This window comes from Paenibacillus oryzisoli (assembly GCF_001653565.1).
Lineage (GTDB): Bacteria > Bacillota > Bacilli > Paenibacillales > NBRC-103111 > Paenibacillus_E > Paenibacillus_E oryzisoli.
The window spans coordinates 141,750-159,372 of the sequence record NZ_LYPB01000092.1 but is presented as its reverse complement, the minus strand read 5'-3'; the positions used below and the strand labels follow the sequence as shown (position 1 = coordinate 159,372).

The 17,623-nt window shown below is 45.1% G+C and carries 14 protein-coding genes; all 14 read left to right on the top strand.

From position 1 onward, the window contains the following. Window positions 1-6: 6 nt before the first annotated feature. Complete coding sequence (locus A8708_RS32110; RefSeq protein WP_068670723.1) at window positions 7-939, top strand: ABC transporter permease; 933 nt, start codon at window positions 7-9, stop codon at window positions 937-939. A gap of 3 nt (window positions 940-942) precedes the next feature. Next, complete coding sequence (locus A8708_RS32105) at window positions 943-1,875, top strand: ABC transporter permease (protein WP_068670721.1); 933 nt, start codon at window positions 943-945, stop codon at window positions 1,873-1,875. 16 nt (window positions 1,876-1,891) lie between these two features. After that, window positions 1,892-2,926, top strand: a complete 1,035-nt coding sequence (locus A8708_RS32100; RefSeq protein WP_239696916.1) for an ABC transporter ATP-binding protein — start codon at window positions 1,892-1,894, stop codon at window positions 2,924-2,926. Then, on the top strand, window positions 2,919-3,893 hold the full coding sequence (locus tag A8708_RS32095) for an ABC transporter ATP-binding protein (protein ID WP_068670717.1): 975 nt from the start codon (window positions 2,919-2,921) through the stop codon (window positions 3,891-3,893). The genes A8708_RS32100 and A8708_RS32095 overlap by 8 nt, the downstream gene beginning before the upstream one ends. Window positions 3,894-4,049: 156 nt before the next feature. Beyond that, entirely contained in the window at window positions 4,050-5,684 is a 1,635-nt protein-coding gene (gene bshC, locus A8708_RS32090; RefSeq protein ID WP_068670715.1) for a bacillithiol biosynthesis cysteine-adding enzyme BshC, read from the top strand. Between the two features lie 11 nt (window positions 5,685-5,695). After that, window positions 5,696-6,958, top strand: coding sequence for an adenosylhomocysteinase (locus A8708_RS32085; RefSeq protein WP_068670713.1), 1,263 nt, complete (start codon window positions 5,696-5,698; stop codon window positions 6,956-6,958). Window positions 6,959-7,110: 152 nt separating this feature from the next. After that, the gene (locus tag A8708_RS32080; protein WP_068670711.1) at window positions 7,111-8,193 is read left to right on the top strand and encodes a DUF4349 domain-containing protein; all 1,083 of its coding nucleotides are present in this window, start codon (window positions 7,111-7,113) and stop codon (window positions 8,191-8,193) included. Between the two features lie 125 nt (window positions 8,194-8,318). Then, complete coding sequence (mraZ, locus tag A8708_RS32075; RefSeq protein WP_068670709.1) at window positions 8,319-8,756, top strand: division/cell wall cluster transcriptional repressor MraZ; 438 nt, start codon at window positions 8,319-8,321, stop codon at window positions 8,754-8,756. A 69-nt stretch (window positions 8,757-8,825) separates the two neighbouring features. Further along, entirely contained in the window at window positions 8,826-9,776 is a 951-nt protein-coding gene (gene rsmH / locus A8708_RS32070) for a 16S rRNA (cytosine(1402)-N(4))-methyltransferase RsmH (RefSeq protein WP_068670707.1), read from the top strand. An 18-nt stretch (window positions 9,777-9,794) separates the two neighbouring features. Continuing rightward, window positions 9,795-10,256, top strand: a complete 462-nt coding sequence (locus A8708_RS32065) for a septum formation initiator family protein (protein ID WP_068670705.1) — start codon at window positions 9,795-9,797, stop codon at window positions 10,254-10,256. An 84-nt stretch (window positions 10,257-10,340) separates the two neighbouring features. After that, complete coding sequence (locus A8708_RS32060) at window positions 10,341-12,560, top strand: penicillin-binding transpeptidase domain-containing protein (RefSeq protein ID WP_068670703.1); 2,220 nt, start codon at window positions 10,341-10,343, stop codon at window positions 12,558-12,560. A gap of 86 nt (window positions 12,561-12,646) precedes the next feature. After that, window positions 12,647-14,575 carry a stage V sporulation protein D gene (locus A8708_RS32055; RefSeq protein ID WP_068670702.1) on the top strand — a complete coding sequence of 643 codons (1,929 nt, stop codon included), beginning with the start codon at window positions 12,647-12,649 and terminating at the stop codon, window positions 14,573-14,575. A gap of 111 nt (window positions 14,576-14,686) precedes the next feature. Beyond that, on the top strand, window positions 14,687-16,177 hold the full coding sequence (locus A8708_RS32050; protein ID WP_068670701.1) for a UDP-N-acetylmuramoyl-L-alanyl-D-glutamate--2,6-diaminopimelate ligase: 1,491 nt from the start codon (window positions 14,687-14,689) through the stop codon (window positions 16,175-16,177). After that, window positions 16,174-17,556: a UDP-N-acetylmuramoyl-tripeptide--D-alanyl-D-alanine ligase gene (locus A8708_RS32045; RefSeq protein WP_068670700.1), complete on the top strand. Its 1,383-nt coding sequence runs from the start codon at window positions 16,174-16,176 to the stop codon at window positions 17,554-17,556. The genes A8708_RS32050 and A8708_RS32045 overlap by 4 nt, the downstream gene beginning before the upstream one ends. The last annotated feature ends 67 nt before the right edge of the window (window positions 17,557-17,623 follow it).

Below are 17,623 nucleotides of genomic sequence, written 5' to 3'. Positions count from 1 at the left end.
AGCAATATGATTAAGTTCATTCTTCGCCGTTTCCTATATGCGTTGATTACGTTATGGCTAATCGCAACATTTACTTTCGTTCTAATGAAAAACTTGCCAGGTAATCCATTAGGAGAAGGCGCTGAGAAGATTCCGAAAGCTACGAGAGATATGTTGATGAAGCAATATGGTCTTGATAAGCCATTGTGGGAACAATACTTAACATTCATGAACAATATCATCCATGGCGATTTAGGAGCTTCCTTTCAATTTCCTGCTCATAAAGTTACGGATATCATCAAACAAGCTTTCCCGTCATCCTTAGAACTTGGATTAATCTCAATTGTGATCGCAATTGTTGTTGGTTTAACTTTAGGGATTATTGCAGCCTTGAAACATAATAAAGCTGGGGATTACACAGCTATGTTCATTGCGATTCTTGGTGTTTCCATTCCTTCCTTCGTACTTGGGCCAATGCTTTCTTATTACGTAGGTGTTAAGTGGGGGATTTTACCTGCTGGTTTATGGAAAGGTCCTGAATACAAAGTATTGCCAGCTATTGCCTTGTCCTTTGGTACAATTGCAATCTTGGCGCGGTTAATGCGTACTTCTATGTTAGACGTTTTGAATCAAGATTATATTAAAACAGCGAAATCAAAAGGTTTATCAACTATGACAGTTGTAGTTAAGCATACAATTCGTAATGCAATATTGCCGGTTATCACGATTATCGGTCCAATATTTGTAAACGTCATCACAGGTACGTTAGTTGTTGAACAAATTTTTAGTGTACCAGGTTTGGGTAAACATTTTGTATCGTCTGTATATTCGAATGACTATACAATGATTTCTGGATTAACGATATTTTACTCAGCAATTCTGATTGTCGTTATTTTTATTACTGATGTTGTGTATGGCATAGTAGACCCCAGAATTCGTCTTGGGAAAGGCGGGAAATAGTTCATGCAAACTCCAAAAGATTCAACAGAGACTTCCTTCAAGTTTGCTCCCGTTGCAAATAAATCTCTAACTGGTGAAGTCATTGTTAGACCTTCACTCAATTATTGGCAGGACGCTTGGAGACGACTTAAGAAAAATAGACTGGCTATGGCTGGCTTAATTATATTGGTTGCTTTAATCGTACTTTCGATTATCGTGCCATTTGTTTCAAGCTACGATTATCAGACGCAAAACTTAAAGCTTAAAAATGCAGTTCCAAGCAGTTCACACTTTTTCGGGACAGATGACTTCGGTCGAGATGTCTGGACACGTGTATGGTGGGGGACGCGAATCTCCTTATTTATTGGTATTACAGCTGCATTAATTGACCTAGTGATTGGTGTCATATACGGAGGGATTTCTGCGTATTACGGTGGGAAAGTTGATGAAGTCATGCAACGTTCCATTGAGATTGTCTACGCTATTCCATTCTTGTTGATTGCTATTCTACTGATCATGGTTATTGGCTCAGGGGTTTCTTCGATTATTATCGCCTACAGTATTACAGGCTGGGTTCCCATGGCGCGGCTTGTGCGTGGTCAAATGCTTACGCTCAAAGAACAAGAGTTCGTATTGGCTTCGCGCACACTGGGAGCTTCTCCCATGAGAATAATTATGCGTAGTTTAATCCCCAATGCGCTTGGTATCATTATTGTACAGATCACATTCGTTGTGCCATCTGCAATTTTTACTGAAGCATTCTTGAGCTTTATCGGTCTTGGTGTAAAGCCGCCGCTGGCATCGCTAGGTAACTTGTTGTCAGATGGGGCTAACTATATTCGGTTATATCCGCATCGCCTTATTTTCCCGACGATTGTGTTCAGCTTAATTCTATTGAGCTTCAATCTACTCGGCGATGGGCTTCGTGATGCGCTAGATCCAAAAATGCGCAAGTAAGAAGGGGTGAATCATGATGAGCACCAAAGACAATTTACTAGAAGTGAAAGATTTGAGAGTTTCATTCCAGACTTATGCGGGTGAAGTTCAAGCTGTTCGCGGCGTATCTTTTTCTTTGAAAAAAGGTGAAGTGTTGGCGATTGTAGGTGAATCCGGATGCGGTAAATCCGTAACGGCACAAACGCTCATGCGTTTAATTCCTACTCCGCCTAGTTATATAAAAAGCGGTTCGATCATGTTTGATGGGAAAGTGGACATTACCAAGCTTTCCAACAGACAAATGGAGAAGATCCGCGGCTCAGAAATGGGTATGATTTTCCAGGATCCAATGACTTCATTGAATCCAACGATGAAAATCGGTGATCAGATTACGGAAGGTTTGATCAAGCACGAAGGTTTAAGTAAAAGTGCTGCAAGAGAAAGAGCGATTGAAATTCTAAAGCTTGTTGGCATCAATTCGCCTGAAGGTCGTATTCATCAATATCCACACGAACTTTCTGGTGGTATGCGCCAACGTGTTATGATCGCAATTGCTCTTGCGTGCTCGCCTAAACTTCTAATTGCCGATGAGCCGACAACAGCGTTAGACGTTACTATTCAGGCACAGATTATTGATTTGATGAAGAAAATTTCTGTCGAAACGGACTCATCCATCATCCTGATTACCCACGATCTTGGTGTTGTTGTTGATATGGCAGGGCGTGTTGTCGTTATGTATGCAGGTAAAATTATTGAGCAAGGCACCGTAGATGAAATATTCTATGAGCCGCAGCATCCATATACATGGGGTTTGCTTCGTTCTGTACCGCGGTTGGATACGAACACAAATGAGGAGCTTGTACCAATTCCAGGTACTCCACCAGATTTGTTCGCTCCACCGAAAGGGTGTGCTTTCGCAGCAAGATGTCCGTACGCGATGAATCACTGTTTGGAAGAAGATCCAGCACATTCCGTACTGTCTGAAACACATTCAGCAGCTTGCTGGCTGCTTCACCCGGATGCGCCGAAGGTTGAACGCCCAGTAGGAGTGGGAGGTAATAGGCATGTCTAACACATTGGCGAAGTCTGAAAAGCCGATTTTGCAAATCCGCAATATGAAGAAGCACTTCAATCTTGGAAACGGCAAGATTCTGAAAGCCGTAGACAACTTTTCTATAGAAATTAAACGTGGTGAAACGTTTGGTCTTGTTGGTGAATCCGGTTGTGGGAAATCAACGGCTGGAAGAACCATCATTAAGCTTTATGATGCAACGGAAGGCGAAGTTATTTTCGATGGCGAAGATGTTCATAAGCTGACTGGGAAAAAGTTAAAGGAATTCAACCGGAATATGCAAATGGTATTCCAAGATCCCTACGCATCCCTAAACCCGCGAATGACTGTTGGAAATATCATTGCTGAAGGTATTGATATCCATGGTTTATACAAAGGTGCCCAGCGGAAGGAACGCGTTATGGAATTGCTCCGCGCAGTTGGGTTGAATGATGAACATGCTAGCCGTTTCCCGCATGAATTCTCAGGCGGTCAACGTCAGCGTATCGGGATTGCCCGTGCGCTTGCAATTGAGCCGAAATTCATTATCGCGGATGAGCCGATTTCCGCTTTGGACGTTTCCGTACAAGCACAAGTCGTTAACCTTTTCAAAAGATTACAGAAGGAAATGGGCTTGACATACTTGTTTATCGCGCATGATTTGGCGATGGTTAAGCACATCTCTGACCGTATCGGGGTTATGTACTTAGGAAACCTTGTAGAAGTAACGACATCCGATGAACTCTACGCAAAACCGTTACACCCGTATACACAATCATTGCTATCTGCAATTCCGATCCCAGATCCGGAAATTGAACGCACGCGTGAGCGTATCATTCTTCAAGGTGATGTACCGAGCCCGCTCAATCCACCAAGTGGTTGCCCGTTCCGTACACGTTGTCCACAAGCGATGGCGAAGTGTGCGGATTCCATGCCGCCTAGTAAAGAAGTGGAACCAAATCATTTTGTAGCTTGTCATTTATACTAATCAGGTTAACCGTCCCGCGAGGGGCGGTTTTTCCTCGTTGCTAGCTACGTGCATAATTGTAATTAGAAAAAATACAGTTTTGACGATTTCAGAGCTACCGTGTACAATCAAAGGATAGATGTTTTATTTGTTATGAAGAGGAGAAACTGGTCGCATATGCAAATGGAAACTTTTCATTGGAAGAAAAATCAGACTTTGGCGGAAGATTATATAACAGATAAAGGCAATGCGAAATCGTTGTTCCCTTATCATTTTGGAAATGTGGAAGATTGGCAAGGGCGTGTTCAATGGTTGGATGGAGCTAATGCTGCTCCGCACGTCGACCGAAAGCGGCTTGTAGGGGCGCTAGAAGCCTATAATAGACGTGTAGGGAATACGGAAGAGGCGCTTAAACATATCGCGGCATTAGGGGATGAGGGGACGCTTGCCATCGTTGGTGGCCAACAAGCAGGATTGTTTGGCGGACAGTTAATGATTCTATACAAAGCCATCACGATTATTCAATTGGCAAGAGAATGGCGCACCAAGCTGCAGCGCGCAGTTGTCCCGATTTTCTGGATCGCTGGAGAGGATCACGATTTCGATGAAGTCAACCACGTCCATGTGCTTTCGAACACGGGGCAAATTGAGAAGTTGAAGGTAGACCATCCCTCTGGTATTAGGACCTCTGTGAGTCGCCTGCCATTATCCTCAGAAGCGTGGGAAGAGGCCTTGCATAAGTTGGATCAATCGTTAATGGATACGGAGTTCAAGGCGTCGTTATTAGAGAAAATGCGTTCAACAGTTGGAGATGGAGCAACGCTTTCAGATGCATTTGCTCGTTGGATGGCGATGCTGTTCGGTGAGTACGGGCTTGTGTTGATCGATGCTGATGAACCTTCGGTTCGTGCGTTAGAATCATCAATGTTTGAGAATTTAATCGAGCAGAATGAATCGTATGCCGCTTCCTTAATGCGAAGTCAAGCTGAAGTCAGCCAAGCGGGATATGGCATACAAGCAGAGATTCATGAAGATGCAGCGAACCTCTTTGTTTTCGCCGATGGTGCGAGGTTGCTGCTCCATCGTGAGGATGAGCACTTTGCAGATAAGAAAAATACAGTTAGGTACACGAAAGCAGATCTGCTTGATAAAGCAATATCAACACCAGATCAGTTGAGTAACAATGTTATGTCTAGGCCGCTTATGCAGGAATATTTATTTCCGGTTCTGGCGACAGTGCTAGGCCCTGGGGAAATTGCTTACTGGGCACTGACGAAGCAAGCGTTTGAGCATTTTCATATGCGTATGCCGATAGTGGTGCCGCGCTTGGAGTTCACTTTGATCGAGGGCACGGTCAAGAAACAGATGAATAAATATGAGCTTACTTTGACGGATGTTCTGGAACGCTTCGATGAGAGGAAACAAGCTTGGTTGGATGCACAAGACACACTTCAGCTTAACGAACGCTTCCAGGCTGTTAAGGAATCCTTCCTAAGCACATACGCTCCTCTAGTTGAGTCTCTTGGTGGGATCAATCCCGGCGTCAAAAAGCTTGGCGATACGAATCTAGCTAAAATCGTGGAACAAATCGATTATTTGCATCATAAAGCAAGCGAAGCGTCGCATACGCAATTCGATGCTGCAATCAGGCAGCTGGACCGGGTTCGATTAACTATTTTTCCGTTAGCCAAGCCCCAAGAAAGAGTGTATAATGGGTGTGCTTATCTCAATCGTTATGGGAATGTTTGGCTTCAACATTTGCTTGAGACGCCAATACCGGTAGACGGCACGCATCGTATCTATTATTTGTAGGAGGAACGAAGATGACAACGGCAACGAATAGTATTGTAACTGATATGGCGCTCGCGCCAGAGGGGCATTTGAAAATTGATTGGGTTCAGGCGCATATGCCTGTTTTGAATCGAATTCGTGAGCAATTTGAGAAAGAACAACCGTTCAAAGGGTTGAAAGTTACAATTTCTTTGCATTTGGAAGCTAAAACAGCTTATTTGGCCAAAGTTGTCAAAGCTGGCGGTGCTGAAGTTACGATCACAGGAAGTAACCCCCTGTCCACGCAAGATGATGTATGTGCGGCGCTTGTGGAAGATGGAATCACGGTATTTGCTAAATACAACCCGAGCTCAGAAGAATACAAAGAACTTCTAATTAAATCTTTGGAATCCAAACCAGATCTCATCATTGATGACGGTGGCGACTTAGTCTCACTTCTTCACTCGGAACGTAAAGATCTGGCTGTTAATGTGCGCGGTGGCGCAGAAGAAACAACAACTGGTATCCTTCGATTGAAAGCGATGGAGAAAGAAGGGAAGCTTGGTTTCCCGATGGTAGCTGTTAATGATGCATACTGCAAATACTTGTTTGATAACCGTTACGGTACAGGTCAATCCGTTTGGGATGGCATTAATCGTACAACCAACTTAGTCGTTGCAGGTAAAACAGTTGTTGTAGTTGGTTATGGCTGGTGTGGTAAAGGTGTGGCCATGCGTGCTAAAGGCTTAGGCGCTAATGTCATCGTGACTGAAATAGACGCTATCAAAGGCGTTGAGGCGTATATGGATGGTTTTGCTGTTATGCCAATGATTGAAGCGGCGAAATTAGGTGATTTCTTCGTTACAGTTACTGGAAACCGCGATGTTATCCGTGGCGAACATTACAAAGTGATGAAAGACGGTGCGATTCTATCGAACGCAGGTCACTTCGATGTTGAAGTGAACAAACCTGAGCTAGAGGCGTTGTCTTCTTCCAAACGTACAGTTCGTCGTAACATTGAAGAGTATCAACTAACAGATGGTCGCAAAGTGTATATTTTAGCGGAAGGTCGCTTAGTTAACCTTGCTGCTGGAGATGGTCATCCTGCTGAAATTATGGATATGACGTTTGCGCTTCAAGCGATGTCCTTGAAACATGTAAATGATACGTATCAATCTTTAGGAAATACAGTTGTCAATGTTCCTTATGTCCTGGATGAGCAAGTTGCTCGCTTTAAGCTTGAGTCCCTAGGTACAAGTGTAGATGCGCTCTCAGATGAGCAAAAGGCTTACCTAGATAGCTGGGATGAGCACTAAAATATAAATGCTTGATGAAGATGCCCTTTGGTCCACAGTTGTGGATCGGAGGGTGTTTTTCTTTTTATTTGTGTTGTTTCCGTGCAACTTTCGAGTTCAATATTCCGTTTGAAGGGTGTATATCCTGTAAATGGAAATGGGGGCATCATGAAATGAGAATAAAGAAAAGAACAAGGATTGGGGTAATGGTCGTCTTGTGTATGTTGGTGTTGGGGGCTTTGGCAGGATGCAGCTCATCTTCCAAGAGTGAACATTCTGCGTCCATGGCAGATTCCAAAGGTGAAATGAACAGCGTACAAACAACCGGCGCGACAGCGGATCAGTTTACCAACAAAGATGTAAACGCAAGCAATGTCGCTCCAGCTCCAATCGCGAAAGAATCAACAACGAAAGCATCAACGACAGAAGGTAAAGCTGCTGTGCCAAATGCGGTGATTCCTGCAAGTGGAAACGATCAAGAAGCTGGCTTCAATCGCAAACTTATTTATCGGGCCAATCTCGTAATGCCAGTCGAAGACTACAGTAGTGCTCAAACCCAGCTGCGGGATCTCGTTGCATTAAGCGGTGCTTACATTTTGCAGTTCTCCGAGAGTGCGAATACGGGTGAAAAGGGTGGGACGTATACGATTAAAGTCGCAGCGAATGGATTCGTTTCTATGCTGGATGGCCTAGAAAAGATAAGTCCAGCACTTCAGAGGAACGTTCAAGGACAGGACGTAACGGAAGAGTATGTTGATCTCAGCTCGCGTTTGACGGCTAAACAGCTCGTTGAGTCCAGGTTGCTAAGCTTTATGGAAAGGGCATCGAAGACAGATGAATTACTAGCATTCTCGAATGAACTTGCCAAAGTTCAAGAGGCGATTGAGCAAATCAAAGGCAGAATGCGTTACTTGGATCAAAATGTTTCGTATTCCACAATAGAGCTGCGGATGTATCAACAAACGGGTAAAAAGCCGTTATTGTCTGACCCGAATGAACTAACTCTAGCAGAGCGCGTTGAGAAGGCATGGGGCTCCAGTCTGAATGTATTGTTTGCAGTTATGCAGGGAGTTCTCGTTTTTCTTGCGGCCGCGGTACCAGTTCTGGTAATTTTACTGATTATTGCCATCCCCATATGGGTATACAGACGCAAGCGGAATGAACGCTTGAGGGAATTGCGAATCCAACTGAAAGATCAGCAAGTATCTGAAAATACACTTGAAGGTACGGAACAAGGAACAAAAGGCACAGAATAGACCCAAAAACCGAAATAATTTTAATTAATCCTGCTAACTAAGCAGGATTTCTTTTATTTTTAGCGAATATTGATTCAAATGTGGTGAAAAGTGGTACAAAGTGGAGGGAAGGGGGGCTTGATGCTATGTTTATGGGTGAATATCAACATAGCATTGATGAGAAAGGCCGAATGATCATACCGGCCAAATTCCGTGAAGCCCTTGGCGAAGCTTTTGTCATCACCCGTGGTCTTGATCAGTGCTTATTTGTATATCCGCAATCCGAATGGTTAATTCTCGAACAGAAGCTGAAAGCATTGCCATTAATGAAGTCAGATGCACGTGCTTTTACCCGGTTTTTCTTCTCTGGTGCAGCAGAATGTGAGCTTGATAAGCAGGGGAGAGCCAACATTCCAAGTAATCTTATCGACCATGCCAAGTTAGAGAAAGATTGTGTTGTTATCGGAGTTTCTAATCGTGTGGAGATTTGGAGTAAGCAAGTTTGGGAAAGCTATGCCAATGAGTCTGAACAATCATTTAATGAAATAGCAGAGAAGCTGGTCGATTTTAATTTTGATCTATAGAAATTTTGAGTTTAAGAATATGCTTACGAAGTCAGTTTTGCCAAGGCGAAACTTTTAGGAGGACAAGTAGTGTTTCATCATGTGACTGTACTTAAAGAAGAATCTGTGGAAGGTTTACATATAAAACCAGATGGTGTGTACGTGGATTGTACGATGGGAGGCGCGGGGCATAGCTCGCTAATCGCATCCAAGCTAGGACCAGAGGGGCTGCTCATTGCCCTTGATCAAGATGATATTGCCTTAGCCAACGCACAGACAGTGCTTGCGCCCTATTTAGATCGTGTAGCAATAATCAAAAGCAACTTCAGAGAAATCGAGCACGTACTTCGCGGTGTGCCCAGGGCTATGAAGGATGGAAGACCCCAAGTTGATGGCATTCTTTTCGATTTAGGTGTTTCTTCTCCACAGCTGGATGATGGTGATCGTGGTTTCAGTTACAACCATGATGCTGAGCTCGATATGAGAATGGATCGGGATACACAGCTTACCGCCAAAACGATCGTTAATGAATGGCCAGCTGACAAAATTGCTAAAGTACTATTCGAATATGGGGAAGAAAAGTTCTCAAGACGAATTGCCGGTGTGATTGTAGAAGCAAGAGAAAAGAAACCGATTGAAACAACGGGGGAACTCGTAGAATTGATCAAAGAAGGGATTCCTGCTGCCGCAAGACGGACAGGGGGGCACCCGGCCAAACGAAGCTTCCAAGCATTGCGAATTGCTGTGAACGACGAGCTGGGCGCATTTGAAGAAGCGCTGCAACAATCACTTCGTTGTTTGGCGCCTCAAGGACGCATTGCAGTCATTACATTCCACTCCTTAGAGGATCGCATCTGCAAACAGTTTTTCGTGAAAAATGTGGAGAAGTGTACATGTCCACCAGCTTTTCCAATGTGCGTATGTGAGAAACTTGGAGATTTGAAGCTCGTTACACGAAAACCAATTCTACCTAGTGAACATGAATTAGAAGTCAATCAAAGAGCCAGATCGGCAAAATTAAGAATAGCAGAAAAGCTTTGACCAAGGGAGGAATAAGCGATGGCATCATATATTCAAGGCAATTTGGCACTTGATCCGAAACGGAAACCAAATTCTGGGCAACGTGTGAAGATAAAAGAAACAACGAAGGTCGTTTATCGCAACTCCTCATTGCCAGCGCAAGAGAAAATGCTCTATTTATTCACAGTCGTACTTTGTGTTATTGTTGCTGGAGTGATCATTTGGCGATTTGCTGCGATCTATCAGATGAATGCGAATATTTTGAAGATGCAAGGTGAAATCCGTGAAATTCAAGCACAGAACAGTGCGCTCAAGCAAGAAGTTGAGAAGCTGCAAAGTCCAGATCGTTTAAAAGAGGAGGCAGTACGCCTCGGGTTTAATTTACAAGATACGAAGCAAGGTAACGTTGTGGCGCAGTCAAATTCATCTACAAAGACGAAATCTAGTACTACTACTGTAACAACTGGTGGGAAAAGTACGAAAACAGCTTCTAAACCGTAACAGGCAGGTACTCATATGACAAAAAAAATTAAGTTACGTTCTTTGCTACTTGGAGGGTTTTTTACCCTTCTTTTTGTTGTCCTCATGGTTAAAGTCTATTGGATTCAAGTGGTAGAAGCATCATGGTTGCTAGAGAAAGCTGAGAAACGTTGGGAAACAGATAAAGTGCTGGCTCCTGTACGCGGTTCAATCTTGGATCGTAATGATAAGGTGCTTGCCGTAGAAGCAACGGCCTATACGATTGCACTAAATCCGAAAGTGATTGATGCTTTGCACATTGCTGAGGATGTGACTCAGGGGTTGGCGGATATATTGAAGGATTCAGAAGCGTCCCGTGCAGAGCTTGTCGATAAAATTCGCAAGTTAGCGACAAAGAGGAATTTGGATGGAACGGACTTCGCTGCAAACGTAGAAGTGAGAAATGAAGGTTGGAAGATTGAGAAAGAGAAGGCGGATCAAGTTCGCGCGCTCATTACCAATTTGCAAACGAAACTGGGCACCAAGAAAAGTATGGGTATCTCGATTCTGGAAGATGAAAGGAGATACTATCCTGGTGAATCCTTGGCCTCGCATATTTTGGGATATACCAATAAGGAAGGCGAAGCCGCACTGGGGCTGGAGCTTAAACTAAACGATACGTTGAAAGGCGTTCCCGGTATGTTGAGCTACGAAAAGGATGGTAAAGGGGTGGAACTTCCCGATGCCAAAGTCAATTTCAAACCTGCGGAAGATGGAAATAATGTCAGACTCACAATCGACAAAAACATACAGTTTTACTTAGAGAGCGCATTAGCCAAGGTGAATGACAAATGGCACCCGAAAAGCTTGACAGCTATCGCAGTTGATCCGAAAACGATGGAAATACTTGGCATGGCGAACACGCCGAGCTTTAATCCGAATACGTATTGGAACTACGATCCTCAGAAAGATTTTCGAAATGGCGCCGTTGCTTCTCGGTATGAACCTGGATCCACCTTCAAATTAGTTACCCTTGCTGGAGCTGTTGAAGAAGGACTGTTTAATCCCACAGAAACCTATCAATCGGGTTCGATTAAAGTCTCAGACCGTATTCTCCATGACCACAATCTCGTCGGTTGGGGGAAAATTACTTTCTTAGAAGGATTGAAGAGGTCAAGTAACGTCGCTTTTGTAAAGCTAGGCATTGAGAAATTAACACAGAACAAACTACGCGATTATATTAATAAGTTTGGATTCGATCAAAAAACGAATATTGATATGCCTGGTGAAGTTAAAGGACTGATTGACATGAAATATCCTTCTGAGTACGCAACAGCAACATATGGGCAAGGGAAAGTCGTTGTAACGGCTATCCAACAAACCGCAGCGTATGCAGCAATTGCGAATGGCGGGAAATTGATGTGGCCTCACATTGTGAAGGATATTCTTGATCCGAAAACAGGCAAAGTAATAACAGCATATGAACCTCAAGTTATCAGACAAGTTGTAAGTCCACAAACAGCGGCCACCGTAAGTGGCTACTTGGAGCAAGTCGTATCCGACCAAGAAGTAGGGACTGGCAAGCTTGCTTATATGGAGGATTATCGAATAGCTGCCAAAACAGGGACAGCCAATATCGTACTTCCTGGTGAAAAAACGTACTCGCCCGATACGTGGGTTATCTCATTTATTGGCTATGCGCCCGTAGAGGATCCACGAATTCTAATTACATTGATCGCTGATCAGCCTGATCTAGGCGGAAACTATCATCTAGGCGGACAAGTCCTAGCGCCAGCATTTAAAGAAATCGTTGGTGAGTCTTTGCAATATATGGGCGTTGCCTCAAGTAAGAAGCCGAAAACGATTACTAAAGTAGCGAATCGCCTTAATGTACCCAATATGATGGATGCTACATCGACTAGTGCAAAAGACACTGCCAAAGATATTGGCCTATCCCTCGAAGTATTTGGGAAAGGTGAGAAAGTAGTCGATCAGTTTCCGAAGGCTGGAACTCAAATTTTATCAACGCAGCATATATATGTCGCCATGCAGCCCGTAGAGGAAATGCCGCTTCCGAATCTAGTCGGCAGATCGCTTCGAGATGCAGTTGAGACGTGTTCCTTTTTCAAAATTGACTGTCAAACCTCGGGAGAAGGGTATGTGTCGGAACAATCCGCTGCAGGAGAAGGTCGTGGCGTTACGCTGCAACTTAGACCACTAGGGGATAATTCGGACACGAGCAGCGGATCGAACCCTGCTGCAACACCAGGAACTACCCCGACACCTTCAGCAACACCTAACTCCAAAACGGAGACACAACGAACGACAGCAAATAAGCAGCGTTAGTGAATAGCTTGTTCTAACCCCTGTTTGTCCCGAATAGTCATGTTAGGAATGAACATGACAATAGTGGGAAGGGAGACTGAACGTTCATGCGGGCTTCTAACGTTACCGTTCGTCGGAGATTGTTTACGGCGTTAATTATTGCAACTGTCATCTTTACTGCACTTATCATCCGCTTAGCTTATGTCCAGCTAGTAATTGGACAAGATCTAGCGAAGAAGGCTGAGGAGAGTTGGCGAAGAGAGATCGCTTTTGCGCCGAAGCGGGGTGAAATTCAAGACCGCAACGGGTTGACTTTGACTTATAGTATGAGCACGCCGACGATTATCGCCATTCCCGTGCAAATTCAAGATGCCCATGCAACGGCTGCCAAGCTTGCAGAAGTACTGGAAGGCAACGAAGAAGATATTTACAAACAAATTACCAAAAAAACTTCGCAAAACAATATAAGGCCCTCTGGTCGTAAAATTTCGATTGAGAAGGCACAAGAGGTAAGGAAATTAGAATTGCCGGGTATCGTCGTTGCGGAAGATAATAAACGGTACTATCCCTATGGGTCATTAGCGGCACATATCCTTGGATTTGCGGGAATTGATAAAGGGTTGACTGGAATCGAGTCGAAGTATAATTCACAGTTGACTGGGTTGGCAGGCAATATCGCCTATATGACAGACGCAGCTGGCCGGAAATTGGCTGGCACAACGGATACATACACGCCTCCCAAAGATGGGCTCAACGTGAAGTTGACCATCGACAGCCATTTGCAATCCGTAATGGAACGTTCGCTTGATCAAGCGATGGTGCAATATCAAGCGCAGAATGTCATTGCGATCATGATGGATCCGAATACCGGCGAGATCTTGTCAATGGGTAGCCGTCCAACCTATGATCCAGGCAAATATACGGAGTCGCCAGCGGAGACGTATAATCGAAATTTACCGATTTGGAAAACGTATGAGCCTGGTTCTACTTTCAAGATTATTACGCTTGCTGCAGCACTTGAAGAGAAGAAAGTTGATCTAAAGAATGAACAGTTCTTTGATCCTGGTGCCATTGAAGTTGGTGGCGCTCGCTTGCGTTGTTGGAAACGTGGTGGACATGGCAGTGAAACGATGCTGCAGGTCGTTCAGAACTCATGTAACCCAGGGTTTGTCGTAATGGGACAGCGATTAGGCAAAGAGAAATTATTTGATTATATTTCCCGATTTGGTTTTGGCAAGAAGACAGGGATTGACCTTGGCGGTGAAGAGAATGGGATTATGTTCAAACCATCGCAAGTAGGTCCTGTGGAGTTGGCGACAACCGCATTCGGACAAGGGGTTTCGGTTACGCCAATTCAACAAATTACAGCAGTATCCGCAGCAATTAATGGTGGAAAGCTGTTCAAGCCATATGTAGCAAAGTCGTTCTCCAACCCAGATACAGGTGAAGTTGTCGATGTGGTCGAGCCTGAACTCGTGCGTAATGTCATCTCCGAAGATACGTCCAGACAAGTGCGTGAGGCGCTTGAGAGCGTTGTAGCGAAGGGGACAGGGCGGAATGCCTTTATTGATGGCTACCGTGTAGGCGGGAAAACAGGAACAGCCCAGAAGGTTATTAATGGACGTTATTCACCTGATGAGCATATCGTATCATTCATTGGTTTTGCGCCAGCGGATAATCCGAAGATTGTTGTGTATGCAGCTGTGGATGATCCGAAAGGCATTCAATTCGGTGGCTTGATTGCAGCTCCATTGGTCAGAGATATCATGGCAGATGCGCTGCGTTACATGAAGGTTGAACCGGACAAAAATCAGCTGGATAAAGAATATCGTTATGGTGAAATTCCAGTAGTTGAAGTTCCGGACTTGGTTGGAGCGTCAGTTGATGATATATTAGAAGACCTGAATATGAATTTTAAGCTCGCCAAATCAGGAAATGGGAAATATGTCATCTCGCAAGCACCTAAAGCAGGCTCACGCGTGGATCAGGGTTCTACGATTCGTATCTTCTTATCCAATGTGGATCCTGAGAAATAGGGATTGCATACTTCTTGCGAAAAAAGATTTGCAAATAAGACATGTTTAGCTTTTCTACTCGCATAAAATTGTCCATAATAGATAGATAAATCTAGGAAGAGAGGGTTGCTTATGAAACTGCAGGAGCTTGCTTCCGCACTGCTCATTACCCATATACATGGCGATAAAGACACGGAGATTACGGGAATTGAGGCAGACTCTCGTAAAGTAAAACAGGGTGATTTATTTCTGTGCATCCCTGGATTGACTGCTGACGGTCACGACTATGCCCCCAAAGCGATTGCGCTCGGGGCTTCTGCGCTTGTTACTGAGAGAGTGCTTGACGTATCTGTCCCTCAACTCGTTGTGAAAGATGCCAGATATGCGATGGCTGCTATTTCCGCCCATTTCTTCGGATACCCAAGTAAAGAACTTAAAATTATCGGTATTACGGGAACGAATGGTAAAACAACCTCTACGTATATTTTGGAAAAAATTATAGCAGATCAAGGCCATCTGACAGGTTTAATGGGTAATATCCATATCAAAATTGGCGATGAATACATAGAAAATAAAGCGACGAATACACAAGAAGCTTTGGAGCTGCAACGTATTCTAAGAAAAATGGCAGATGCCGGTACTGATTATTGCATCATGGAAGTTTCCTCTCATGGTCTTGATATGGGCAGAGTGAAAGGAATTCAATTCCGGTCCGGTATATTTACGAATTTGACACAGGATCATTTGGACTATCATAAAACGATGGACGGTTACGCAGCAGCGAAAGGGCTGCTATTTTCTCGACTGGGCAATGGTTTCTCGTCAGATCCGAATGCTCGCCAGTACGCCATCCTGAATGCGGATGATGAAGCATCTCAGATGTTTCATCGCTTAACCGCTGCTCAAGTGATTACGTACGGCATTCACAACGATTGTGATGTGCGTGCTTCCGATATTCGGATGACGTCACAGGGGACTGAGTTTCAGCTTCATTCCTTTGCAGGAGAAGCTTCCATTCACATGCAATTGGTAGGGAAGTTCAATGTGTACAATGTGCTCGGGGCGATCGCTGCTGCCCTAGCGGAAGGCATTCCTTTGGCGGCCATTCGTACAAGTGTAGAACGTATCGCAGTTGTTGAAGGCAGAATGGAAGTTGTCAATGAGGGCCAGGAGTACTTGGTCTTGGTTGACTATGCGCATACGCCCGATGGTTTAGAGAATGCTCTTTCTACGGTAAGTGAGTTTGCGGAAGGTAAGATTATTACCGTGTTTGGCTGTGGCGGGGATCGTGACAAAACGAAGCGCCCTCTTATGGGGAAAGTAGCTGCCCATTATAGTGATTTTGTTTATGTGACGTCTGATAATCCTCGAACAGAAGATCCAGATGGAATATTGGCAGATATTGAGCCGGGGCTCAAAGAAGTGAATTACCCTTCAAATCAGTATATTTTGTTGGCGGATCGTAAAAAAGCGATACAAAAGGCTATTGAAGAGGCAGGCCCTAAAGATGTAATATTGATAGCGGGAAAAGGCCACGAAACGTATCAGGATATCATGGGCGTCAAGCATGATTTCGACGATCGTTTGGTGGCTAAGGCTGCGATAAAGGGGAGAACACAGTGATTCAGCGTACATTAGGTCAAATAGCAACGATGCTCCGCAGCGAGGTGTCGGGTGTGCATGGTGACATTTTGATTAAGGGAGTGTCTACGGATACACGTTCGATTCAGGCTGGCAGTCTGTTTATCCCGCTTATCGGAGAGAATTTCGATGGTCACCAGTATGCGCAAGATGCTTATCAGAAAGGGGCTGCGGCTATTCTCTGGCAAGCTGACCATGGCTTGGTGCCAAGCGATATCCCTTGCATTCAAGTCGAAGATACACTTGAAGCGCTTCAGGGTTTGGCCAAAGCTTACCGCAAAGAGCTCCCCGTACGGATCATCGGTATAACCGGGAGCAATGGGAAGACGACAACCAAAGATTTGGTTGCAGCTGTCCTAGGGAGCACATACCAGGTTCATAAAACAAAGGGAAACCTGAATAACCATATTGGTTTACCGCTTACACTCTTGCTGCTTGAAGAAACGACGGAATTTGCAGTCGTTGAAATGGGCATGAGTGGACGCGGCGAAATTGCTTTATTGTCTGAAATCGCAGAGCCGGAAGCTGCCATCATCACCATGATTGGTGAATCGCATATGCTTCAACTTGGTTCCAGAGATGAAATTGCCCGTGCCAAAGCTGAAATCGTGACAGGCATGCCTGCCCATGGCTTGATTATCTATAACGGGGATGAACCGTTAATTGAGCAAGCATTAGGCGAGCTGAAGTTACCTGAGGGGCTGCGTCGCATTCGTTTCGGCCAAGACCACGATAACGATCGTTACCCAACTGCTATCCGGATGGATGCGGATGGTGCCTACTTCACCATCAATTCCTCTGAGTATGAGGAATTGTTTATCCCTTTGCTTGGCACGCACAACGTTGTGAACACGTTAGCGGCCATTGCCGTCGGCGAGGCCTTCGGCGTCACGCCAAGTGCCGTTGCAGCGGGGCTTCGCGCGCTGCAGATGACGAGCATGCGCATCGAGAAGCTCACGGCAGCCTCTGGGCTGACCGTGCTTAACGATGCGTACAACGCCTCGCCCGCCTCGATGCGGGCGGCGATTGCCCTGACCGAGCAGCTGAGCGGCTTCGGTCGGAAGTTCCTCGTGCTCGGCGACATGCTGGAGCTTGGCGAGCACGAAGAGCAGTTCCATCGCGGCATTGGCGCGATGTTGTCTCCGGAACGTGTAGACTACGTCTTCACGTTCGGGCGTCTTGGCCGCTTCATCGCGGATGAAGCGGTGAAGCAGTTTCCGCAGGCGCAGGTGCGTGCCTACGACGACAAGGCGCAGCTCGCGGAGGAGCTCGCAGCACTCGCAAGCGCCGAGGATCTCGTGCTCGTGAAGGGCTCGCGCGGGATGCGGCTTGAGCAGGTTGTCCAAAGCTTATTAATTTGAAAGAAAGACCCTCAAATTGGTTGTGCCAATTTCGAGGTTTCCATAACGCGGCCCTTAGAAGGACATC

Coding starts and splice junctions, on each gene's coding strand:
- bshC (WP_068670715.1), top strand. CDS start 4,050: ATGCAAATGGAAACTTTTCATTGGAAGAAAAATCAGACTTTGGCGGAA.
- A8708_RS32095 (WP_068670717.1), top strand. CDS start 2,919: ATGTCTAACACATTGGCGAAGTCTGAAAAGCCGATTTTGCAAATCCGC.
- A8708_RS32060 (WP_068670703.1), top strand. CDS start 10,341: ATGGTTAAAGTCTATTGGATTCAAGTGGTAGAAGCATCATGGTTGCTA.
- mraZ (WP_068670709.1), top strand. CDS start 8,319: ATGTTTATGGGTGAATATCAACATAGCATTGATGAGAAAGGCCGAATG.
- A8708_RS32110 (WP_068670723.1), top strand. CDS start 7: ATGATTAAGTTCATTCTTCGCCGTTTCCTATATGCGTTGATTACGTTA.
- A8708_RS32080 (WP_068670711.1), top strand. CDS start 7,111: ATGAGAATAAAGAAAAGAACAAGGATTGGGGTAATGGTCGTCTTGTGT.
- A8708_RS32105 (WP_068670721.1), top strand. CDS start 943: ATGCAAACTCCAAAAGATTCAACAGAGACTTCCTTCAAGTTTGCTCCC.
- A8708_RS32050 (WP_068670701.1), top strand. CDS start 14,687: ATGAAACTGCAGGAGCTTGCTTCCGCACTGCTCATTACCCATATACAT.
- A8708_RS32065 (WP_068670705.1), top strand. CDS start 9,795: ATGGCATCATATATTCAAGGCAATTTGGCACTTGATCCGAAACGGAAA.
- A8708_RS32055 (WP_068670702.1), top strand. CDS start 12,647: ATGCGGGCTTCTAACGTTACCGTTCGTCGGAGATTGTTTACGGCGTTA.
- A8708_RS32100 (WP_239696916.1), top strand. CDS start 1,892: ATGAGCACCAAAGACAATTTACTAGAAGTGAAAGATTTGAGAGTTTCA.
- A8708_RS32085 (WP_068670713.1), top strand. CDS start 5,696: ATGACAACGGCAACGAATAGTATTGTAACTGATATGGCGCTCGCGCCA.